The 21,598-nt window shown below is 54.7% G+C and carries 27 protein-coding genes and 1 pseudogene; 5 read left to right on the forward strand and 23 right to left on the reverse strand.

The window, feature by feature from the left end; genetic code table 11:
* Nucleotides 1-10 precede the first annotated feature (10 nt).
* The 20 genes and pseudogenes from L383_RS00650 to ltrA all read right to left on the reverse strand — a co-directional run bounded on the left by L383_RS00650 (nt 11) and on the right by ltrA (nt 14,165).
* The gene (locus L383_RS00650; RefSeq protein ID WP_001568059.1) at nt 11-337 is read right to left on the reverse strand and encodes a hypothetical protein; all 327 of its coding nucleotides are present in this window, start codon (nt 335-337) and stop codon (nt 11-13) included.
* Nucleotides 334-1,062, reverse strand: a complete 729-nt coding sequence (locus L383_RS00645; RefSeq protein ID WP_001568058.1) for a plasmid SOS inhibition protein A — start codon at nt 1,060-1,062, stop codon at nt 334-336. Before L383_RS00645 ends, L383_RS00650 begins: the two co-directional genes overlap by 4 nt.
* Nucleotides 1,059-1,490, reverse strand: coding sequence for a conjugation system SOS inhibitor PsiB (gene psiB, locus L383_RS00640; RefSeq protein WP_020804497.1), 432 nt, complete (start codon nt 1,488-1,490; stop codon nt 1,059-1,061). Before psiB ends, L383_RS00645 begins: the two co-directional genes overlap by 4 nt.
* A 44-nt stretch (nt 1,491-1,534) precedes the next feature.
* Nucleotides 1,535-3,592 carry a ParB/RepB/Spo0J family partition protein gene (locus tag L383_RS00635; RefSeq protein ID WP_009310025.1) on the reverse strand — a complete coding sequence of 686 codons (2,058 nt, stop codon included), beginning with the start codon at nt 3,590-3,592 and terminating at the stop codon, nt 1,535-1,537.
* 69 nt (nt 3,593-3,661) lie between these two features.
* Entirely contained in the window at nt 3,662-3,910 is a 249-nt protein-coding gene (locus tag L383_RS00630; RefSeq protein ID WP_009310026.1) for a DUF905 domain-containing protein, read from the reverse strand.
* A gap of 48 nt (nt 3,911-3,958) precedes the next feature.
* Nucleotides 3,959-4,501, reverse strand: a complete 543-nt coding sequence (ssb, locus tag L383_RS00625) for a single-stranded DNA-binding protein (RefSeq protein ID WP_020804498.1) — start codon at nt 4,499-4,501, stop codon at nt 3,959-3,961.
* Between the two features lie 691 nt (nt 4,502-5,192).
* Nucleotides 5,193-5,513 carry a hypothetical protein gene (locus L383_RS00620; protein WP_001568049.1) on the reverse strand — a complete coding sequence of 107 codons (321 nt, stop codon included), beginning with the start codon at nt 5,511-5,513 and terminating at the stop codon, nt 5,193-5,195.
* A gap of 34 nt (nt 5,514-5,547) precedes the next feature.
* Complete coding sequence (locus L383_RS0124425; RefSeq protein ID WP_011977779.1) at nt 5,548-5,802, reverse strand: DNA polymerase III subunit theta; 255 nt, start codon at nt 5,800-5,802, stop codon at nt 5,548-5,550.
* A 187-nt stretch (nt 5,803-5,989) separates the two neighbouring features.
* Nucleotides 5,990-6,181 carry a hypothetical protein gene (locus L383_RS00615; RefSeq protein WP_023332910.1) on the reverse strand — a complete coding sequence of 64 codons (192 nt, stop codon included), beginning with the start codon at nt 6,179-6,181 and terminating at the stop codon, nt 5,990-5,992.
* A 42-nt stretch (nt 6,182-6,223) separates the two neighbouring features.
* Complete coding sequence (locus L383_RS00610; protein WP_023332911.1) at nt 6,224-6,730, reverse strand: antirestriction protein ArdA; 507 nt, start codon at nt 6,728-6,730, stop codon at nt 6,224-6,226.
* Nucleotides 6,731-6,772: 42 nt separating this feature from the next.
* Nucleotides 6,773-7,201 carry an antirestriction protein gene (locus L383_RS00605; RefSeq protein WP_001568045.1) on the reverse strand — a complete coding sequence of 143 codons (429 nt, stop codon included), beginning with the start codon at nt 7,199-7,201 and terminating at the stop codon, nt 6,773-6,775.
* Nucleotides 7,202-7,881: 680 nt separating this feature from the next.
* A complete protein-coding gene (locus tag L383_RS00600; protein WP_001568044.1) occupies nt 7,882-8,649 on the reverse strand; it encodes a hypothetical protein in 768 nt (255 codons plus the stop codon).
* Between the two features lie 53 nt (nt 8,650-8,702).
* Nucleotides 8,703-9,122 carry a DUF1380 domain-containing protein gene (locus tag L383_RS00595; RefSeq protein ID WP_001568043.1) on the reverse strand — a complete coding sequence of 140 codons (420 nt, stop codon included), beginning with the start codon at nt 9,120-9,122 and terminating at the stop codon, nt 8,703-8,705.
* Between the two features lie 9 nt (nt 9,123-9,131).
* Nucleotides 9,132-9,353 carry a hypothetical protein gene (locus L383_RS00590; RefSeq protein ID WP_001568042.1) on the reverse strand — a complete coding sequence of 74 codons (222 nt, stop codon included), beginning with the start codon at nt 9,351-9,353 and terminating at the stop codon, nt 9,132-9,134.
* On the reverse strand, nt 9,353-10,054 hold the full coding sequence (locus tag L383_RS00585; RefSeq protein ID WP_023332912.1) for a DNA methylase: 702 nt from the start codon (nt 10,052-10,054) through the stop codon (nt 9,353-9,355). The genes L383_RS00590 and L383_RS00585 overlap by 1 nt, the downstream gene beginning before the upstream one ends.
* A 71-nt stretch (nt 10,055-10,125) precedes the next feature.
* A pseudogene (locus L383_RS26030) lies at nt 10,126-10,295 on the reverse strand (hypothetical protein); the annotation flags it as partial.
* Nucleotides 10,296-10,490: 195 nt separating this feature from the next.
* Nucleotides 10,491-10,721, reverse strand: a complete 231-nt coding sequence (locus L383_RS00580; protein ID WP_001568040.1) for a hypothetical protein — start codon at nt 10,719-10,721, stop codon at nt 10,491-10,493.
* 62 nt (nt 10,722-10,783) lie between these two features.
* Nucleotides 10,784-11,455, reverse strand: a complete 672-nt coding sequence (locus L383_RS00575) for a plasmid partitioning/stability family protein (RefSeq protein ID WP_023332913.1) — start codon at nt 11,453-11,455, stop codon at nt 10,784-10,786.
* A 2-nt stretch (nt 11,456-11,457) separates the two neighbouring features.
* Nucleotides 11,458-12,429 carry a plasmid segregation protein ParM domain-containing protein gene (parM, locus tag L383_RS00570; RefSeq protein ID WP_001568038.1) on the reverse strand — a complete coding sequence of 324 codons (972 nt, stop codon included), beginning with the start codon at nt 12,427-12,429 and terminating at the stop codon, nt 11,458-11,460.
* A gap of 248 nt (nt 12,430-12,677) precedes the next feature.
* Nucleotides 12,678-14,165: a group II intron reverse transcriptase/maturase gene (gene ltrA, locus L383_RS00565; protein ID WP_023332914.1), complete on the reverse strand. Its 1,488-nt coding sequence runs from the start codon at nt 14,163-14,165 to the stop codon at nt 12,678-12,680.
* Between the two features lie 406 nt (nt 14,166-14,571).
* On the opposite strand from ltrA, the gene umuD reads away from it, so the two are divergent.
* Together umuD and L383_RS00555 are read left to right on the forward strand one after the other, a co-directional pair.
* Nucleotides 14,572-15,003, forward strand: coding sequence for a translesion error-prone DNA polymerase V autoproteolytic subunit (umuD, locus tag L383_RS00560; RefSeq protein WP_001568036.1), 432 nt, complete (start codon nt 14,572-14,574; stop codon nt 15,001-15,003).
* On the forward strand, nt 15,003-16,274 hold the full coding sequence (locus L383_RS00555) for a Y-family DNA polymerase (RefSeq protein ID WP_023332915.1): 1,272 nt from the start codon (nt 15,003-15,005) through the stop codon (nt 16,272-16,274). Before umuD ends, L383_RS00555 begins: the two co-directional genes overlap by 1 nt.
* An 81-nt stretch (nt 16,275-16,355) precedes the next feature.
* Here the strand turns inward: L383_RS00555 and L383_RS00550 are convergent, their stop codons facing one another.
* Together L383_RS00550 and L383_RS00545 are read right to left on the reverse strand one after the other, a co-directional pair.
* Nucleotides 16,356-17,330, reverse strand: coding sequence for a ParB family protein (locus tag L383_RS00550; RefSeq protein ID WP_021312406.1), 975 nt, complete (start codon nt 17,328-17,330; stop codon nt 16,356-16,358).
* Nucleotides 17,330-18,535, reverse strand: coding sequence for an AAA family ATPase (locus L383_RS00545; RefSeq protein WP_009484138.1), 1,206 nt, complete (start codon nt 18,533-18,535; stop codon nt 17,330-17,332). The genes L383_RS00550 and L383_RS00545 overlap by 1 nt, the downstream gene beginning before the upstream one ends.
* A 414-nt stretch (nt 18,536-18,949) precedes the next feature.
* Here L383_RS00545 and L383_RS0124430 point away from each other — a divergent pair, with 414 nt between their 5' ends.
* Nucleotides 18,950-19,384: a hypothetical protein gene (locus L383_RS0124430; protein ID WP_021312407.1), complete on the forward strand. Its 435-nt coding sequence runs from the start codon at nt 18,950-18,952 to the stop codon at nt 19,382-19,384.
* A gap of 289 nt (nt 19,385-19,673) precedes the next feature.
* Here L383_RS0124430 and repE read toward each other — a convergent pair whose 3' ends face one another.
* On the reverse strand, nt 19,674-20,429 hold the full coding sequence (gene repE / locus L383_RS00540) for a replication initiation protein RepE (protein ID WP_001568031.1): 756 nt from the start codon (nt 20,427-20,429) through the stop codon (nt 19,674-19,676).
* A gap of 630 nt (nt 20,430-21,059) precedes the next feature.
* Between repE and L383_RS26155 the strand changes: the two genes are divergently transcribed.
* Together L383_RS26155 and L383_RS00535 are read left to right on the forward strand one after the other, a co-directional pair.
* Nucleotides 21,060-21,173 (forward strand): hypothetical protein, encoded by a 114-nt coding sequence (locus tag L383_RS26155; RefSeq protein WP_014343462.1) that lies wholly within the window; start codon nt 21,060-21,062, stop codon nt 21,171-21,173.
* 128 nt (nt 21,174-21,301) lie between these two features.
* The gene (locus tag L383_RS00535; RefSeq protein ID WP_000764642.1) at nt 21,302-21,559 is read left to right on the forward strand and encodes a hypothetical protein; all 258 of its coding nucleotides are present in this window, start codon (nt 21,302-21,304) and stop codon (nt 21,557-21,559) included.
* The last annotated feature ends 39 nt before the right edge of the window (nt 21,560-21,598 follow it).

Below are 21,598 nucleotides of genomic sequence, written 5' to 3' on the forward strand. Positions count from 1 at the left end.
TTGTACTTATTCATCGGGCGGACTTGCCATTGAAATACTCCGGACGCGCAGCCAGTTCACGCTCGATTAACTCGTCGGCAAACAAAGGGGCAACACGATGAATACGAGCCTGCATGTTGCGCCTTCTCACCGCAGCTTTCCGTTCATCGCTCCAGCGTTGGATCTGTTTCTGGCCGAGAAAATCCACGCATACAGCGTAACCTGAGCCAGCCACCCAGCGTGACATCACCTCTTCAGGTGCCGCCTGCCCTGCCTCCACGACAACGGAAATCAGTTCCCGTGGACCCGGGCAGGGCCTGTGCGGCAGTTTCCAGCGCAGAGAATAGCGCCACTTCATACACCACTCCGATCAGCCAGCTTATTTGGCACCTGCCAGCGTTCAGCAACACGAATATGTTCAGGTGTTTCCCGGACAATTAACGGAATTTCGTACATCACTGCATACAGCGGCTCACCGCTGATGCGAAGCCAGTCCAGTTCCTTCAGCGATGTGAATCGCGACTGCCAGCGCCAGAACGGTGCTGCAAGCTCTGCCGCGTCAAACTCGTCGCTCCACCGGGTGTACCAGGTGCAGACGGTTTCCGGTGACTGAAAATTCAGTTCTGTGACAGCCTGTCCCAGCAGGTTCTGACGCAGTAACCAGGACTGCTCGACCTGACGGGCTTCACGGCGCATTTTTCGGGTGAAGGCAAAGTCCTGACGTTTTAGCCTGCGTACTGTTCGGGTATGAAGGACTTCCGGAAAAAGTTCAGCCTGCACATCCATTGTCAGCGGCAGCGGACAGTATTCCCCGTGGCTGGAGATAAGCATATCCAGCGCCTCTTCCACCTGTTTCAGGCTGGAAAGGCGGTCTTTTGGATCACGGTGAAGGCCAGGAATACGGCGGGCAACGTCACTGTTAATCCGGCTACAGCCTGTCAGCAGGCGCAGGAATGTCCGGACGTGTGGCATCGATGGCAGACGTGCGCCGCGCTGGCGAGCCTCTTCCACCGTCATGATGGCCTGCAGCGCTGCCTGACGGGCTGGTTTCAGGGATACAAGAGCACTGGATGACGGGATCATTGTGCGCCCTCCTGTGACAGCGTGCTGATGATGCTGGCATACGAGTAGCCACCGGCGTCAAGACACTCGATGAGATCCAGAGTATGGGTGATGAGTTCAGGGTTGAATGCATCCATCACGCGAACGACAGAGAACGGCTGACCGTCACGGGTCACAAAGACCACTATCCAGCGAAGATTCAGCTCCCCCGGACTGCATACCGCCACATCAAAGTGACCATGAGAGGGGGTAAAACGGATCTGGACAGGAAAGAAGCCGCCAAATTCGCACCGGTATTCGGCATTCACGGACCAGCCGGACGGTGAGGTCAGATCGCGCATGACAGCGTGACTCAGCTCCCGGCGAAAGTCTTCACCGGCGGCGCGGTAGTCTTCCAGCTCATCAGAAGACATGGTTTTCAGGACATCCAGAGTCAGTAACGTTTTCATTTTCAGTCTCCTTATCGCCGCCCCGCAGGGCGGCGTCTCCGTTATCAGGCGGCGCAGGCCGGGTTGTTATGGTCGGTGACGTCGCCGGCATCAGCGTCGGTATCGTTCTGACTTGTTGCCAGACTGAGTTCAGACTTTGCGGCAGGCTGTTTCTGATTGTCAGCACTGGTCATCCATTCCGGAACCCAACGGATTTTTGAGAGGAAGTGCTCTGCATGTTCAGCGGCATCCTTTTTCTTCATCTTCGCGGCGTCCTGTGCTGCGCCAGCCAGTCCGGCCTGAGAGAGTGCCTGTACAATGTGTGGCAGCTTCATGTGCGAGAAAAGGTTATCAGCCGTCGGTTTCCACCAGTCACGAAGGTCAAACTGAATGGCGTTTTCCACCCCATCCAGCGAACTCTGGTGTTTACGACCAAATTCATCCTTGCCCTGTACACCATCTATGGAGCAGGCGGTGCAGAAAGCCATCAGTGCCATCAGGGTTGCGCCATCGAGCGTAAAGAAGGTGGTCATATCCTTTCGCCAGTTTTCCGGCAGCAGGGCTTCAAGACGTTCTTTTTCTGACTGGATGGCCTGAAACGCAACGCTGTTTTCACCGTCAGGTGCTTCACGGGTCAGCGCGTAATGCGACACACTCACGCTAATGCAGAACGGCTCTTTGACGGACGTTGTGGTATGGAAAACCGAGTTACACATTTTCCAGACCATCAGCGCGACGGCTTTCTGCGGCTGCTGCAACAGGGCCGCCTGAACCGCCAGTGTGCGTTCAGAAGAAAGGCGGGTCAGCAACGGGACACTGACGGCGTCCAGCGGATCGACTTTTTCAGGGGCCTGATCGGTGGATGCATCCTTCTCCTCCATTTTTTCATCGGCGCACAGCACCACACCGCGCTGTACTTTCACCTCCTGGCCAGTCCAGGAAACCACCACTCCGGCAGATTGCTTCATTTCATCCGTCCATGCCCGGTGTTTTGCCCGGTGCGCGATGGTCTGCTGTTCTTCCCAGACGGCTTCCAGAGCCCCGGCCACGACGTCATCATTCACGCCGGGGTTCTCGCCTTCATACTTAGCTTCCAGAGCTTCCAGCTCCGCAAGACGTTCTGATTCTGTCTCAGAATATTCAATCGGTGGAACAGACTGCAGACGCCAGATTTTAGTGTCCTTCCCGTAGTGAGAAATCGGGTCAAGACGACCATCACACCATGACCAGCCTTCCGCTTCGCGGAGGTGCTCCGCGATGTTCTGCAGTTTTTCCAGCAGGGCGGTATCGAGCGATGCACTTTTGACATAGCCGCCGTTTTCGCTGCTGAAGAGATCAACCCGGATTTCATCCGGACTGAATGCGGCCTCTCCCACAAAGCGGAATTTGTCGCCGTTTGTGGAAACCTCTTCTGAGGTAATGAGGTTACGGATCGAGGAAACTGATACTTCATTATTCCAGGACCGTTTGCGGGCGGATTCCAGCACTTCCACCTGGCGTTTCTGATCGCTTTCGAGCGCCAGTGCCTGGCAGTGTTCGGTGGTGATTTCATCCTTCGCCAGCGCCGCCAGAATTTCGGGAGCCAGTTCGGTCAGTTTCAACATGCGCTGAACATGACGCGTACCGAACCCCAGTAAATCGCCAATCTGCGCGGGGGTTTTCCCCTGCTCTGCCAGTGTGCGGAACCCGGCGATCTGTTCAGACGGATGCATTGCCATCTGCTGTTCGTTTTCTGCCATTGATGCCGCAACAGCCAGTTCATCAGGTACCTTTTTCACCATCACCTGATATCCGGCATCGATACGGTTTTCACTCTGCAGGAGCTGCAGCGCTTTCAGGCGACGACCACCGGCAGCCACACCACAGCGACCATCCGGGAGGTTATGCACGACCAGATTCTGCAACAGGCCAATGGCTTCAATGGAATCTGCCATTGAACAGACTTTCTCCGCCGGATAGGGAATGGTCCTGACGTTCAGGGGAGACTTCACCAGTGCCGTCACAGGGACATACTCGACCTGTGCGGCATCGAGAGCCACTTTAAGCGCCTCAGCTTCGGCAGACTTAAGCGTTTTTTTGCTGGTTTTCGGTGCAGTTTTTACCTTAGACTCTGTTGCAGACATAATTGATACCTCTTAGCTATTGATGAATGTCTGCCGGACAGCCCACCTGTCCGGCGTTCTTCTTACTGCTTACTTCGTTTTGCGTACTCCGTAGTCCCGGATGTAGCGGTTCATCATGTCCTCGCCGCCCGGTTCAAAATTCCAGACGCGCCAGATCATGCTGCCGTCATCCTGATGACGGACGACAAGGCGAAAATGGGTCCCCTGATCATCTTCAATCGCCACATTCTGATACTGCGCTGCGACAATCTGAGCCTGCTCGCGGGTAAACGTGCCATCCGGCAGGGATTCAAGCGGGGACAAAACGTTATGGTCCATGTGTTTCTCCTTTTCTGCCCCGCCTGAACGGGGCGTCTTCATCGTGGTTTAAAAGGGCGCGTCATCATCCATTGGTGGGAAATCATCCGGGAGTGGCTGAGGCGGTTGCTGAGACGGGGCGGCATCCTGACGGCCTTTCTTACCGCCCTTCGCTTTCGGGGATTTAGCTGCGGCCTGAGCAGATTGTGCCGGGGTGGCAGGATTCTGCGGCTGCGCGGCGCTCTCAGGCACTCCGGATTCACGGCGGCCGCCGAGCATCTGCAGGGTGCCGTTCTGCCCGACCAGCACCTCGGTGACGTAGCGCGTGACTCCGGCATCGTCCTGCCAGTTGCGGGTGCGCAGCTGGCCCTCGATGTAGACCTGTGCGCCTTTACGCAGGTATTCACCCGCCACTTCCGCGAGCTTGCCGAACATGACAACACGATGCCACTCGGTGTTTTCGCGCATCTCTCCCGTCTGCTTGTCACGCCATGTTTCAGACGTGGCCAGCGTCAGATTGACCACTGCGCCCCCGTTGGGCATGTAACGCACTTCCGGGTCCTGTCCCAGATGTCCAACCAGAATGACTTTGTTAACGCCACGTGCTGCCATGATGAATCTCCTTAATCCGTTGTTTTGCCTTTTAAAACCATCACCCGTTGAGTTGCCGGGGCCGCGGTTTTGACTTTGTGCGGGGACCTGCTGAACCTGCCCCCTGGATATAACCTTCACCCGTTTGAGAGCCGTTCGCCGCAAGGGCGTAAACGAGCACGGCCCGGTGCAGATGTCCGGGGGTGAGCGGGAAATTTTTTTCGGCCTAATGAAGCGGCAGCGGAATGGCCGGGAAAAATTTATTGCGAAAGGCCCTGCCGTCCCCTGGACAGCAAGACGGGTTGTGCTTGTCTCAGCCCCGGCGAATGGACTCAAACGGGTGATACGGGTACCAGGGGAAAGGAGCAGGCACCCGCCGCAACGACGAAGAGCGCGGGCGCGAAACGGCGTTGCCCCGCAGAGTGCCGGCAGTCCTTCGCCGGCACGGTGAAAGCGGCGCGGCCGGGACGGTCGCAGCAAGCGCTGCCGTTGACCTTGACGTCAGACATCAGACACTAGCCGCCAGGCCCGAAACCGCGTAGCGGGTTCGGCGGAGCTTACCGCGTCTTTTCGCGGTTAGCGGAGTGTGGCTCGACGACTGAACCGCGCCAGCGGGTCAGGAGCCGAAGGTGGCCCCGGAGCAGATTGTGTGAAAGGAAAGTGAGGCAAAGCCAGAGGAAGAGCAGCAGCAAGATGAAGGGTACCGGTCAGGTCAGGACTGAGATTCGCCCTGCTCTTTTCTGTACTGTACAACGCAGTACCAGGCCGAAGCCAGGAAAGCAAAAACGGTGATCAACCCGCGTAATTCGTCACCCGGCTCTTTCCCCTTCAGCATCAGCGTTATGATGATGCCGGCAACGATAATCCACGCAATGCCACTCCAGAGGCGCAGCTTATCCGCCACGACATTAATCAGAACAAAAGCAACGGCCAGGATAGCCCCCCACAGAGCCGGAACAGGCTGAAACGGAATAAAAAACAGGTTAATACCGGTTAAAAGCGTCACGGCTGCAAACATCAGAGACATACGCATAAAATTTCCTCCCTGGACACACTGACGATAAGAATCACTTCTGCTGCTCATCTCCGGGTTTATTATATTCGGGCGCATTTGCGCGCGGCAGCTGCTGACTGTTCAGTCGATGTACGCGGAGCCGTTCATGGAAATATTCGCGCAGGTGTTCAGGCTGTTCCCGTTCAACAAGTTCCGGCACGACGGGCTTGTTCATGCGCTCCTGCCAGGCAACAGCAGCAGCCACCTTATCGACGGCAACTTTATCCTGCTCCTCCTTTGAAAAAGAGGCGATATTCCACTTTGACATATGCTTCACCGGTCTGCTTTACAGGAAGATATCCCTGATAATACGCGAATTCCGGGGCAACAGCGACTGACAACGGAGAGGAGAGTGCGCGGCGCCGGAGGCGCGGCGACGTCTCTCTCCGGCAGGCGCAGCCTGCCCGGGTTTTCGCGCGGCCGGAAGCGGCAGAGGTTCCCCCCTGCCCTGTGATTTATCGTGCCTTTCCCCCCTGAAGAATGAAATGGCCGCCAATATAGACGGCGCACTGACAGGTCATGTATTCGCAGATGTCATCCATCACCTGCGCAGTGGTCAGTTCCCGCTGACCGGCATCGCGGCGGCGGGCATTAATCAGGGCTTTGTACTGTAGCAGGATATCGCGGGTTTGTGGTGCAAGTTTCATGTGCTTTCTCCTTAACCGGCGGGCTTCCCCGCCGGATAGTCATCAGTTGCTGAATACAAAGCCTTCATGGAAGACATAGCCGCTGCTGAACAGATCCCGCGCGTAAGCCTCATAATCGAAATAGACGCGCAGGGATTCAGGCACCTCGTTTAACAGGCCGTGATCCTCCACAAAGCCATAAGCAAAATCCTCCTCGCTTTCAGCCTCGCCACAATACGCCTCATCAAAGGCGTCATAGTCGCACTCGCCGGTATAGCCCGCCCAGGCCACAAACGCGGCAGCGCGTCCTTCGTCCTGCGCCTGCCGGAATGCCTCGATAAACGCCCACTTAACAGAGGATTCAGAGGCAAACTGAGACGGGATCCCTTCCCAGTCCTGAAACATAAACTCGGGGTCATCCTCGGCGGCATGCAACGCCCGGCAGGCGTCATAAAATTCGTCTTCGTCGTCGAAGTCGGTTAAATCAAACCATTTGCCAAAAATACTGCCGCCGTTGTACTGGTGATATGTGCCCACGTAGACGGCCGGAACGGTTACTGATGAAGTCATTTTTGTCTCCCTGCGGGGCGGTGTAACCGCCCCGGTCGTTAATCAGTCCAGCGCGGCGTAAATAGCACTGCATTCGGGGTGAAAGGTGATGTGATTCCAGAGCTGGGCATCACGCAGCATATAAAGGCGAGTCAGCGCCGGGTTACTGCTGTCATGATGGGCCGCCAGACGGCGATTAATCGCCAGGCTGGTCAGAATAATGCCCGCCGCGTCGGCGCTGACAGTGCGATCAAACCAGTTTTCGCTACTGACCAGATGTACCCGGCCACAATCCGGCATCATGTAGCCGCCCCCCTCCGGCAGGCGAATAAAATGCCAGAAGCCGCCCTCATATTCGGGCATCCATTTTTTGGCCAGAGCGTACACCTGTAATTCCGCGAGCATGAAATCCGTGCCGAACAGGTACGGCATAAAAGACAGGCGGTCGGACTCCTCAACATTCAGGACCGGGCATGTATTCACATACTGCATGGATAAACCTCCGTAATCACATAGACTGCGGCACCGGGTTGTGCCGTGCCGACACGACAGCCCGGCGAAAAGCGGAAGATGCAGGGGCGACACCGGAGGCCGCAGCGCAGATATAGCGCGAAGCTGGTCTGGACGGTTTTCGAGCGAAACCTGAGCGAGAAAACGACGGGAAGAACGGCGAGCATCATAAAAAACCTGCGACCGGGCGAGGATGGCGGCGTCAGCGCACCCTTGCATCTGCAGCGGCCGGGCTAAAGTGAAGGCACGGCACTACCCGTCGCGATGCAGGAGGTTGAATACAGGGTTTCTCTCCCCCGTTTTTTGACCACCGGGAGAAAAGCGGAAGCAGATGTCGCAACGCGACAGACGCAGTAATAAGGCCACGGACCGGAGGGATGGGGCCGGGTGAAGCGGAGCCGGCGGCAACGGCAAGCCGGCGACTGCCTTATCCGGGGATGGCGGCGCCAGCGAACTCCAGCCTCTGCGGCTGCCGGGCTAAAGTGAAGGCACGGCACAGCCAGCACACGGCACGGCGATAACAGAGGGTTGTGTTCACCCAAAAGGCCCGGAAACCGGGCCGGGTGGACGCGGAGCCGGCACGGCGACATCCTTATCGCACCACACCTCCTGTGCCGGCAGGCTGACAAGGGAGGGTCCCCCTCCCCTGACGCTCCGGGCTGTCACTCCTGAGTTCTGCTGGCGCGGGCCTCTCTCACCATTTCCCTTAAAACCCGGCGATCAAACCAGCGCCGGACCGGAGTGTCCGTAAAACGCAGCTGATCAGCGATAACCCCTGCGCTCCTGATAGTTTCCTCCCGCTCGTTAACCAGGGTGAGCAGGACCGGGCAGAATCGCGCATCGCGAATAAGAATGGCATCGAGGACCTGATCCAGCCTGTCGGTTTCGTCTTCGTCCAGGCAGTTATCATGATCATACTCCACGGCCAGCAAGCGCCAGTCACCGATCCGCCTGTCCATCAGACGGGGAGTGACGGACGGCGTCAGCGCGGCGGCGATGCGCTTCGTATCCCGGTGGACGATTTCCGATATCTGCGTGAGGGAGGCTTTCAGGAAGGCCAGCAGATCGTCACATTCCGCCGCTGTCAGCCACTCCTGAGCGTAAGGCAGGCGGATAACCTGACAGTCAGCCAGCCGCTCCGGATGCGGATATGCCTGCACCGGAAAGAGATGCAGACGAGCCGGGGTTCCCGCCAGCCGCCGGGCGCTGGCGAGCAACAACGCTGCCCGGCCATACGTCAGCGGCTGACAAAGCTGTTCCGTAAGCGTGAGGATTTCCACGCCACTGAGAGAGCCGCAGGCGGCAAGCCAGCCGGGTACGGTTTCGGGGGCGACGGGCGCCATATCAACAGTGTCGGGCCAGCCAGCCTGGCGCAGCATCCGGTCGCCGTGACGCAGAATAAGCGTGTTAAGGGTTTCTTTTTTCATCATTATCGTCTCTGTCCGGGTTATATCACCCCGCCGCGTGGCGGGGCGATCTGCTGTCAGCTTTTCAGTAATGCCCGCACTTTTGCTGTATCCGCCAGGCGGCGCATTACGCTTTCCGGCACCGGGAGATTGCGATCCCGTGCGGTCCATTCCCTGTCCCACAATGCCTGTTCGGCGGTAATCAGCAGGGTTTCAAGCAGGTCAACCGGCACAGTCACCCTCTGCCCGTTCTCTTTCACCTGGTCTATCAGTGCCATCACCAGGCCGGCTGACACGCCCGACTCAAGCCGTTGTTCTTCCGGTATAGTGTCCATGCGTTCCAGTACTGCCCTTACGTCATGTTCTGAAAAGGAATATTCCATCCCGTCAGCCAGTGCTTCAATATCCGCCGGGGTCCAGATAATCAGGTTCAGCGGGGTTTCTGCGGGATATTGCTCATTCAGCATCCTGCAAAGATCTTCACGGGTTCCGTACATGTTCTCTCCTCAATCCAGAAAGCTTTCATCGAGCATCAGTGCAATATTGAACGCCTCATCCATCAGGACGCTGAGACGTCGCAGACTGATACCGGCAAGCCGTTCCGCCAGTCCGTCGTACCGGTAGTGGTACGTGTCTTCCAGCACTTTCAGGGTGGTTTTCAGGTCGCAAAGATTGTTCGCCAGCCCGGCCATATCGCGGCGCAGGGCTTCGTGTCCGTCGTAATTCATTACGCGGCCTCCGGGAGCCATTCATCGTTCGCCGCCGGGGTATTTACGGCCCGGTGCATGGCGGCCAGTCGTTCGGTTCCGGCCCGGTGGTACTGCGCCAGCATTTCGATGCCGATATAGCGGCGTCCGGCACGGTATGCAGCGACGCAGGTCGAACCGCTTCCGGCAAACGGGTCGAGAACAATCGCGCCCGGGGCGCTGAATGACTCAATCAGCGGCTGTAGCGCCTCCACCGGTTTCTGCGTCGGATGCAGGGTATTACCGGTATACGGGAAGGGCAGCACATCCGGCAGCGGTTTAAGGGGCGGCACGGGGCGGCCTTTGGCAAGGACATAAGCCCCTTCATGGCAGTAGTCCACAAATCCGCGTCGGGCCCTGGCGTTACGACGGTTGGAGGCATAGTTTTTGGTGAACACAAGCTGGCCCACGGCATAGAATCCTGCCGCCTTCCACGCGGCCATAAAGCGGTCCACACGGTTCCAGCTGTAGAAGCTCACCATCAGTGCGTCTTTTTTAAGGACGCGGTACATCTCCAGCGTGGCCGGTTGCAGCCATTCGTCCGTCACATCCCCGGCAATCTGTCTGCACTGACGGTCCTTAAAACCGACGAGGTAAGGCGGATCGGTCACAATAAGGTCCACGGCACGGTCGGGGAATCCGCGCATCACATCAATACAGTTCCCGAGAATGAATCTGGACATGGCAGCACTCCTGTAGTCTGAGGGGGCAGGAGGCATCACCGCGATACCGTTCCCTACCGCACGCTGCCTGTTCATCGCGTCCGGTCACGGGTCAGGCCGACCGTGGAATACCGCAGCCGTCCGTCTTTTGGACGGCAAGGATATGCCGCGAAAGCGGCTTGAAGGGCGTTCCTTAAAAGGGCGAGGGACTGGCGCACACTCTCAACGACGCCGGGCCGGAGCGGAAAAACCGCCCGTCCCGTACCAGACCGGACGCGAGACACTGGCAGCGGGCGGCAGGCTGGCGTTAACTCCAGGCGAACGGGGAATTACCGGCATACCTGTCCACAAATCCGGGGCTTAAAATTGTGGATAACCTGAAGGCAAACGACGGAGAAGCGCGGGAGAACAGACGCCACCACGTCTGTTCTTTTTTTGAACAACCGGAAAGTTTGTATCAGCGGTTCAGGGATTTATCCCCGGCCAGGGACAGGCCAATATAGACGCCAGCCCCCCAGATGACCTGCGACAAAATGAAAACCCACTGCGGAACGTCGAAAACCAGAAGCGGAAGCAGACATACCGTCACAATGCCAATCAGCCGGCTGCCAAATTTTCTTCGCACCGGTTCACTGCTGTCGACGGGAATGCGGGCGAGACGGAGAACATTTCTGAATCCTGGTGACATGAGAACCTCCCTGGGATGCCAGTCATTTGAAATCGGTATAGTAGTGGATGTGATTCGTACTGTTAGTCACCGAATGCACGCCGCATATTTTTCTTTATTTCCCGGGTATCCGCCCCGGACACCGGCGCGGCAGATGCTGCCGGCGTATCCGGTACTGCAGCTGCAGCCCTGTTCACGTCAGCGGTGCCGGCCATCTGCTGAACCAGAGCCTGCAGCTCACTGACCGAGGTGGGCGGTACCGGCATACTGGCCAGCAGGCGCGGCAGTTCAGGCGCCGTCGTGTGGAGGGCAAGACCGGTGATAATCAGGTTTCTCAGCAGATCCCCACGCAGACGGGATGACGCTTCCGTCAGCACACTTTCCACCCGTTCCCCACTCCGGCCATTCTGAAGCGTCAGGGTGTAACGCCGGCGCTGGTATTCTGTCTCCGGTGACACGGGCAGAGCTGCCTCACCATTTTCGGGCTCATCCGGAAGGCCGGTGAGTGAGGACCAGGTTCCGGAGACCAGGGCCATCACGGCGCAAAGGCGGACAGCGCTCAGTTGCCCGGCAAAGAACACCGGGATCAGCGCCGGTAAACGGGCATCCACCTGGTATACCACCGCCCCGGCGGTGGCGGCGGTACGGATGAACTCACCGCGCAGGGGCTGTGAGATGGTGCTGATGGTTTCCATTGCCGCGATGTCGGTGCGATCGTCGCTGTGCAGATAGAAAGAATACTGGCCGTCCGGCACGTTTAGTCCTCTTTATTGTAAAGGGCAATCTCCCTGGCCAGCGCCATCTGCGGATCGCCTATAACCTCGATACGGTCAGGAGCCAGAGGCCAGGCCTGACGGATAGCTTCTTCTATGAGGGAAGCCCCTCCCCCGACCAGGAATACCCGGTTAACGTTCCTGAAGGCCGTCAGCTCACTGGTGACACGCGCCCCCAGGGAAGTGATCGCCTCTGTTATTTTGTTCCGAACCTCGTCGATTTTACCGGCATCGTTGATCACACGCTGCAGATACTGACGATCATTGCGGTTGCGGATGATAGTGTCAGCGATGAGGGCGCTGGTTTCGCTGTCTGCCGCCCGCAGCGCGCCTGCAGCTGCGCGGGTGACCTGTGACACGCCGACAGACGGATTACCGTGCACCGCACTGATATCATCAAACTGGCCGACAATCACACCGGCATCGAGCGTGGTGCCACCGAGATCGATAATCAGGGTGGTCTCAGCGGGGCCGGGCTTCAGCTCCGCGAGACGGGAGAACGCCGCCGGTAGTGATTCCGGCATCACCTTCACGTCCGTTACGGTAAATGCCCTGCCCTTATTCAGAACCAGCTCACGCATCAGGTTTTCCCGTTTGCGTCGTATGTTCTCCTCGTTCCGCTGGCAGTCCCCGTCGTAATACTCACTCAGGGGCAGCGTCACGGTCAGGCTCACCGGCTGCGGCTCCAGTCCGCTGTTCAGCAGCGCATGATGCACGGCCAGCAGGTTGAGATCACCGTACTGATATTCCACGTTTGTTGTCGGGATGGCATCCCGGCTGACGCTGTCCCAGGTGTATTTCAGCGTACCCACCTGATAGTTGAACGTTGCCGCACTGAATTCCGCCACTTTCCAGCCATGCCGGAAGGAGTTCGCAGAAACCCGGGTCTGAAGCTCATCGCCTTCAAACCATGCCAGCTTAACATTAGTTGAACCATCATCGCAGTAAATATTCATCAATATGCTCCGTTAGTTACACTCAATTTGATACCAACTATAAGAGCAAAATGAAAAAATCAAAACAATATTTCTCAATATGAGCAATATAAAAACATCAAAATGATTAATATAAGCATTTTGAACACCTTTATTTACTCAAAATGTTCTTAAGGCATGCGATCTGGATTATCGTCACGCTGTTAAATATGTCGCGGTAGGGATACCCGTTACCGGGTACCCCCCGCACAGATCCCGGCGTGCGCTATTCACGCACCGGGCTCCTGCCTTGGGTGTCTGGCGGTGAACCGCTCCACAGGCCATGGATGCAGAACCCGAACCTTCGGCAGCCATACGGCTGCCAGTCTGTTTGCTTTCGTCCATGTCGTATCATCCTGCTGGCTCCTGCGCCTCAGCGCCCGTCGCCAGAGGTCTGTTACGTATATCCTGAACTTCCGCATCATGGGATAGTTGCCCGGGACTGAGTGGTAGTTCAGGTATCCCTGAACCACTCTCCTGAGCCATTTTCCCTGTTCGGGGATTGAGTAATGCCAGCGCTTTCGTAGTCCGTCCTTGATCGCTTTCAGTGTCGCCGTCATCCTGTCCCGGCGTGTCTTTCGTATCAGCATGAACCTGCCACTACGGTCTTTCCCACTGATATGCGTGAACCCGAGGAAGTTGAACGTTTCTGGTTTACCTTTTCCCCTGCTGGCGCGGTTTTCGGCTGCGAAGCGGCCGAACTCCATCAGTCGGGTTTTCTTCGGATGTACCGTGAGTCCGAACTCCTTCAGTCTGCGCTGCATGGCTATACGAAAGCATTGAGCGTCGATTCGCTTGTCGAACCCGATGACTATGTCATCTGCGTATCTGACCATGACCACATTGCCTGTGGCATGGCGGCGTCGCCACTGATGCGCCCACAGATCGAAGACATAGTGGAGGTAGATGTTTGCCAGCAGCGGCGAGATAACCGCACCCTGTGGGGTGCCTTCCTCCGATGCCCGCCATTCTCCTTCCTCTGAGGTCCCGGCTGTGAGCCACTTTCGTATGAGCCTGATTACCCTCTGGTCGCCGATTCTGTGTTCTATGAACCTGATTAGCCATTCATGGCTTACCTTGTCGAAGAACTGACTAATATCGGCATCCAGTACCCAGTTTACATTGGTCCGAACCAGCCCTGTGGCCAGTGCGTCCAGCGCATTGTGCTGGCTTCGCCCGGGTCTGAACCCGTATGAAAACCCCATAAAGTCATTTTCGTAGACTGCATTCAGGATCTTAACCAGCGCATACTGGACGATTTTGTCCTCCAGTGAGGCGATGCCGAGCGGGCGCTGTTTTCCATCCGCTTTCGGGATGTAGTGCCGCCTGCCGGGCTGAGCCCTGTAACTACCCTGATGAAGCCTCCGGTGCAGATCTGCTATGTTGACCTTCAGGTTTTCGGCGTAGTCCTTCCACCTGACACCATCAACTCCGGCAGCCGCTTTCCTGCTCAGGGAGAGGAATGCGTTCTCCAGTGCCTCTGCTGTCAGGAGGTGGAACAATGCGGTAAACCGTTCTTTCTTCCGCTGCTTCGCAGCTTCCCGCACGCGTGACAGCCTCTGTGACATACTTTCCCGGCTCTGCGTCCGGCGCATGTGTGGCTGTTCCGCGTTTCCCTTGGCCCCGCTCCTTCGCTCCACTGACTCCGCTCCTTGCGGATTGTTCGCCAGATTCGCAGCTACTATGAGCGAGTCCGACTTCTCCTCTCCGTACATCACCGGCTTCGGCTCCTCGCCTTCCCGGTGCGGGCCATCTCCGGCACTGGCAGATGGTCAGAGGGGAGATCTCCCGGTTCCCGCGTAAAGATCGTATTGACATGCCAGGGTCTCAGACCCCGCCGGGTCCATATAGCACTCGCAGTAACGCACCCTATGATGTTGCCTTCCGTAAACAGTACAACGTCGGCACCCGGGAATTTAATATACATTTCGTGGCTCAATGGCTGGCCTGTCAACACCCCTGTCAACGCTTCGCCCCATACCTCACGGTATACAACGCATGACTCGGGGACCCTGTGGATTGCTGGTCCTTCAATGGTCGGGGACTTTCACCCCTTGATCTTTACCGGTCTCCCGGCGCACACTGTATGTATAACCAGTAAAAATTAGAGTGTCAGGAGGAAAGATGAAACTACAACTTTTCAGCACCGGGAAAGAACTCCCGCCACAGGCCCATCCATTGTTTGCCGATCTGGCCAGCTGCGGTTTTCCCAGCCCTGCTGCTGACTATGTCGAGTCCGATCTGGATCTCCATGATTACTGCATACGGCATCCGAGCGCGACGTACTACCTGCGTGCCAGCGGAGACAGCATGGCCGACGGCAGTCTGTACAATGGCGATCTGCTGGTTGTGGACAGTGCTGAAAAGCCGCGGCACGGCGATATCGTTGTCGCCAGCGTACAGGGGGAGTTTACGGTGAAACGGCTTCTGCTGACGCCGCGACTGACGCTGCAGCCCATGAATGCCTCCTGGTCGCCGATTTATCCTGATCCCGACGAGCTGGATATCTTTGGCGTTGTCACGCATATCATCCACCGCCCGAGGGAGATGTACTGATGTTTGCCCTGGCCGATGTGAACAGCTTCTATGCCAGCTGTGAACGTGTTTTCCGCCCGGATTTGAAAGGAAAGCCGATAGTCGTCCTGAGCAACAACGACGGGAACGTAATCGCTCGCAGTGCCGAGGCGAAGCCCTGGATCAAAATGGGAACTCCGTGGTTTCAGATAAAAAACGAAAGGTACCCGGAAAAAATATATGTGTTTTCAAGTAATTATGAACTTTACGCCTCGATGTCGGCGCGCGTGATGAACTGCCTGGAGGAACTGGCCCCCAGGGTGGAACAGTATTCCATTGATGAGATGTTCCTCGACCTGACCGGCGTGGAGCACTGTATGGGGCTTGAGGACTTCGGCCGGCAGCTGCGTCAGCACGTGTATGACTGTACCCGCCTGACCATTGGCGTGGGCGCCGGACCAACGAAAACCCTCGCAAAATCAGCCCAGTGGGCCTCAAAAGAGTGGAAACAGTTTCGTGGCGTACTCGCGCTGACCAGGGGAAATCCGCAAAGGACGCGGAAACTGCTTTCACTGCAGCCGGTTGAAGAAATCTGGGGGGTGGGTAACCGTATTGCACGCAAGCTAAATGTGCTGGGCATAAAAACCGCGCTCGATCTGGCTCTGACGAACCCGGCCTTCATCCGCAAAAATTTTTCTGTGGTCCTTGAGCGAACGGTACGGGAACTGAACGGGGAAAGCTGCCTTTCGCTTGAGGAAGCCCCTCCGACGAAACAGCAAATTGTCTGCAGCCGCAGTTTTGGCGTGAAGATCACGGAGTACGAGTCACTCCGTCAGGCTATCTGTCAGCACGCAGAGCGGGCCTCTGAAAAACTGCGTAAAGAGCACCAGTATTGCCGGCATATTTCCGTTTTCATCAAAACGTCTCCGTTCGCCATTAAAGAGCCTTACTACGGCAACGTGGCTACGGAGAAACTGCTTACACCCACTCAGGACACCAGGGACATCATTGCAGCCGCCACAATGGCTCTGGAGCGTATCTGGAGGGATGGGCACCGGTATGCCAAAGCCGGAGTTATGCTGAATGACTTCACCGGCTCCGGCGTTTCGCAGCTGCAGCTGTTCGACGAACGCCCGCCACGCCCTCACAGTGCTGAGCTGATGAGGGTTCTGGACGGGATCAACAACTCAGGGCTGGGTAAAGTATGGTTTGCGGGGCGGGGTATTGCCCCGGAATGGCAGATGAAACGGGAGATGCTTTCTCCTGCTTATACGACACGATGGTCAGATATTCCAGCAGCGAAACTGGCGTGAAACTTTGGCGATTTCACCTTGAAATTATCAGCCTAAACTCCCTAATTACAATAAGTTAGATGTGAAATCGCCATGGCGAAATTATTGACTCAAATTTCTGTCAAGGACCTCGTTGATAGCCTTGTCCAGTTCATCCTGAATCACTTTTGACATACGGCTAAACTCATAAGTCAGCGTGCGCCCTTTCACACGCTTACGCGCGAACTTGTCCTTTTCCTCAAAAGACCAGAGTGGAGAGACCACTGACTTTTCCTTGGGAGATGGATCTATCAATGCCTGAGATGCCTGAGAAATCAGCTTCAGTATACTGGCTTTCTGTTCGTCTTCTGGTCGCTCGCCATCACTCAAAATTGCATCGAGCTGAGCTGATACAGACTGAATGAGTTCTTCAGGCGTTAATCCCTTTTCACTGAGTTTTTCATTAACTTCCAAAAGAAGTTTATAGTCACTAAACGATAGCTCCGACTGAACCGGGAACAGAGAAATCAAGTCTTGCGGTACGGCCGCCGCCTGCAGCGCCCTGGTAACTTTAGCCTGAGATAACCCCTCCAGTTCAGCAATTTCCTTTTGATTAAATCCGGACTCTTTAAGAGCGATCAATCTCAGGCCAATCTCCCGAAGATTATGTTCTTTAGCTGTCTGGATATCTTTAGCCAGTTGGCGAGCTTCATCAGCTGATAAATGTTCTTCGGTAACCATTACATCAAGGCCTGTACGGACAAAAATTGCTGAGGCTCGCCGTCTTGAACCATCCAGTATCTCAATCCTTTCACTTTGCTTAATACCAATACAGGGAAAGAACTGCTGAAACTTAATCGTCTGGATAATGGATTTCAGGGACTCCCTGGTCAGTGCAAGTTGATCTCTTCCGTTGTTTTCCTGGTTTACGAAGGTCTTACTTTCAACTTCAGATGCAGGCACCCGAACAAACCTGAACGTTACCTTCCTGCCGGTTTTTAAGGTAAATACCTGGCTTCTACCGGTGTCCGTCATTTCCACCATTGACGCCTGGGTATTTAACTGTCTGCCGATGGTTTTTCTTTTCTCATTCGACATCACATACCTCCGTTAGTACGAATGAACTCGATGCGATCAAAGACTGCCTTCGCAAAGTCTTCCGCTGCTGATTTTGCGCTTTTTAGTGCCTCTGTACTTCCATCATAGGTTGCTGGATTTGCTGAAATAACTGTGTCAAAAGTCTCCCCACAGCGTTCGAAACCATCCAGTCTCGGCAGAACCATGTCTAGCATATCGGCACCGAAAACCTCTTTGGCCTGACTATGGCAAATTTTGTGATCAGATTTGTTCAGGATCTTGGACATGAAGCCGACATTACCGATGAGATTGCAGGTGTGCCCATCCATTTCGATGGAATCTATGAGGGCAGGGAGGCTGGCCACAAACTTCAGGGAAGAATGAAAATCAACCGTAGCCGGTGGAAGAGGGGTCAACATCAGGTCTGCCGCCCCAATGCAGTTTTTCAGGAACGCATCAAGGTGAGGACCACTATCAAGGAAAATAAAGTCGTAGTCATGCTGGAGCTTATCGATAATGTTCTCTTTAAGCACAGCATGAATATTTTTCCCTGGGAGATGTTCTTCACACAATCCCTTCCAGCCTTCAGCAAGGAATGCATCGTCAATGGAAGCGGGGATTACATCAACACCAGGGATAATAGACGGTACTATAAAATCGGAAAGTAATTCTTCACGAGACACGTTCTGGAGCATGGCCTGAGCCGCCGTATTTTCAACCAGGCCCACTGAATTCTCATGGCTCAGGAACATCGTCAGAGATGCCTGCGGATCGAAATCGATGGCCAGAATACGCAGGTCCTCGAACAGAAGCTGAGGATGAGCTCGAAAAGCATGTGATAATGAAGCGGTAGTAACTGTCTTGGAACCACCACCTTTAAGATTACAAACAAAAATCGTAAAGGCTTTATCGAAGCGATCCCTGTACTTCGGTACTTTACGATGGTTATACAGATCGATGACATTCTGAATCGTCATCGCGTATTTCATCGTATTACCAGAAGGTTTCTTTTTAAAAATGTAGCCACCGGCTTCCATTTCGGACACAGCATACTCAACACTGCCTTTACTGAGCTTAGGCAGCTTATACAGAGCGGCTTTGCTGTATTCCTGATAGAACTCGGTAAGCTTCAATTCCTCTTTTTGCTGGCGAATACTTTCGCTCAAAGATGTCAGAAGCTTACCTGCACGTGTAGCGACTTTCCGTAACTGCTCAATATTGTCCATTTATCACCTCATGACGTTTTTTGTCATTTTGAACAAAAAGAGTCATGTTGCAAGCAAAAAATCATATTGTTTTGATTTCGCTCTCAACAGGAGGGGGATGAAGCTCGACGGGCGTGCTACTAAATCACACTGCAGCAACACGCAGACGCACTTTTGACCATCAACAACAACTCATACAAAAGGGCTTTGAGAAAGGTATCCAACATGCAAGACAGGAGGGTCATTCAGAAGGATTCTGATTTTAGTTACGACCGGTGCAATGCTGAGCCTTATGTATCAGCGCTCGCCGCAGCCATGTAACCGAGCGTAGCGAGCGAACTGGCGAGGAAGCGAAGAGGAACCGTTCCGGCAGATAGCTCTTACGCTCAGCACAAGAAGAGTTTTCCATCCTCTGTGGGAAACAGGTCAACTTTAATGGACGCTCCGGACTATGGGAAACAGGTCAACTTCACGGGCGGCCGGGAGTGTGGGAAACAGGTCAACTTCGCGGGCGGCCGGGACTGTGGGAAACAGGTCAACTTTACGGACTGCCCGGACTGTGGGAAACAGGTCAACTTTACGGACGGCCCGGACTATGGCAAACAGGTCAACTCCGCGGACGGCCCGGACTGTGGGAAACAGGTTAACTTTGCAGACGGCCCGGACTATGGGAAACAGGTCAACTCCGCGGACGGCCCGGACTGTGGGAAACAGGTCAACTACGCGGACGGCCCGGACTATGGGAAACGGGTCAACTTTGCAGACGGCGCGGACTGTGGGAAACAGGTCAACTACGCGGACGGCCAGGGCCGCGGGAAACACCACATGTATAGGCACACACAGATAGCGTGTTCAGGGCAACAAATGTGACAATCTGCCCTCATTAATTATGTCGAACTTGCCCTCATGTCATTTGACTAACGGGAAGAGGGGGAAAATCTAGTGTGACAAACTGCACTCATTTAACTGTGACAAACTACCCTCAGGATATGGTGACAAATTGCCCTCAATTCTGGCTCCACTACCGGTTACAGCCAAAAAAACTATGAGTAAGCGCAGGATGCCAGGGAGGGAACAGCAAAACTGTGACAAATCACCCTCAACCTTCCAGATCAAATGTGACGAACCACCCTCAAATCTGTGACAGATAACCCTCAGGCTATTCTGTTGTCATCGAGGTGATATCACGGAAGGAAAATACTATATGAGTCGTCTGGCGACCTTTCTTTTTCTCGATGTAAGAGAGGCGCATAGGTGTCCGGCTATTGATCTCATCAACACTTGCCTGCAGGAAACGACGGCGAAAATCCGGCATACGCTGATAACTTTGGGGTAGCTGGTAGCGCTCCATGATCCAGTCGATTTTCAGGGACACGACACCAGAGCCATCAGGTTTACGGTACTGACACAGGGATTCGTATAAACGCATGGCATACGGATTGGTAATCTCTTTTGTTTCACTGAGCCGGAACTGCGTAAACCGGTTCTGTAGCCCGATGAAGAAGGGAATGAGATAGGGGTTGATATGTACGCTGTAAAGCCCTCTGGATGGACTGTGCGCACGTTTGATAAACCAGGGAAAGGATTCATACCCTTTTTCATCGCCGGCATCCTCTTCAGGGCGATAGAAAACCACTTCCTTGCCCGCAAAACCTTTTAAAGCCTGTCGTATATCCTTACTGGCTTCAGCGGAGGTCAGCCCGAATGTTTCAGCGTATTTAGCAACATGAATTTCGCAGATGCCGTCATGTTCCTGCAGGGAGCCGTCGGATTTTCTGATCTGGTCAACGAACAGATACAGCATACGCTTTTGATCCCTGGAGAGACTATATGCCGCCTCAGTCAGCTCATTTGACTGGACAATCCGCGGGCTATTTTTACGTTTTTTATGGTTTATAACCGCTATTTCCGCCATGACAGGTCCATGTGAAGTGTGACAGGTTTTCAGATTGTCACACTTTATAAAACAGAGTCAACAGGGAGGGATAACTTTGTGAAAAGCAACGCTTCCTGAGGGCAATTTGTCACAGAGTTAAGGGCAACTTGTCACAGAAAGGACGGCTATTTGAGGGTGATTTGTCACACTGAAAGGGCGGTTTGTCACAGATCCCTCTCTGGAACCCGCATGGATAAAGGCCTGTGGGCATTCTAAAAATAAAGATCTAACAACTATTAAAAAAGATCTTATAAAAATATCCCCGTGGATAAGTGGATAACCCTAGGGGAGGTGATTTTTCAGCCATTGAGCGTATGCAGAATTTATGAGTTCTGTTCCCTGGTGCTTCCTCGCTCACTCGGGGCTTCGCCCTGTCGCTCGGCTGCGGCGAGCACTGCTGGCTCGATCATATCCGTGGCCGGAAGATACTACTCCTCCCCCGAGTCGCTCTCCAGAGCCCGCTACAGCGAGACAACCCGCACGAAGATTTCTATCGTCCCTGCAGACATACTCGAATCGTTTTTATTAACCCTGGCTCCCGTCGTGACAGAACACTACTTCCTGTAAAAGGGGGACTAAGGCCCCTGAGTCACACACCTGAAATTAATAATGCGGAGTTTTACGATAATGTCATTGCTGGAAACTTTCCTGACCGCTTCTCCCGCTTCTCAGGGGGCAACAATCCTGTTCCTTGCCATGCTGATCTACTGGCAAAAGCGATAAATCCATGCGGGCTGGCCTTTGGCCAGCTTCGCTGTATAAGGGGAAAAATGCGGCATATCCAGACATTTCACTAGGCAATTTGAATTCAGATATCTATGCTTGGGATCCGGTCAACAGGATGTAACAAGATGAAACTTGAAACTATACAGATAGATAATACCGTAAGGAGTGGTCTTAATTCTTTCACTGACGGGGTGATTATTCGTGATACAAAGGTATTGATCACGCTCAATCTCCCGGATGGACAGAAAACCACTATTGAGGGGGAATGGCGGCATATGTCGGACGCCAACAGGTTGTCAGAACGTATTACGATGCTTCAGCATGCGATCTATGAGCAGTATGAGGAATACAGAGCAGATATTCCCGTCAGCTGGTCCAGATAACGTCTGACAGACCTCCCCGGCGAGCAGGACGTTCGCCAG

Source organism: Enterobacter sp. MGH 37 (genome assembly GCF_000534515.1).
Taxonomy (GTDB): Bacteria; Pseudomonadota; Gammaproteobacteria; order Enterobacterales; family Enterobacteriaceae; genus Enterobacter; species Enterobacter kobei.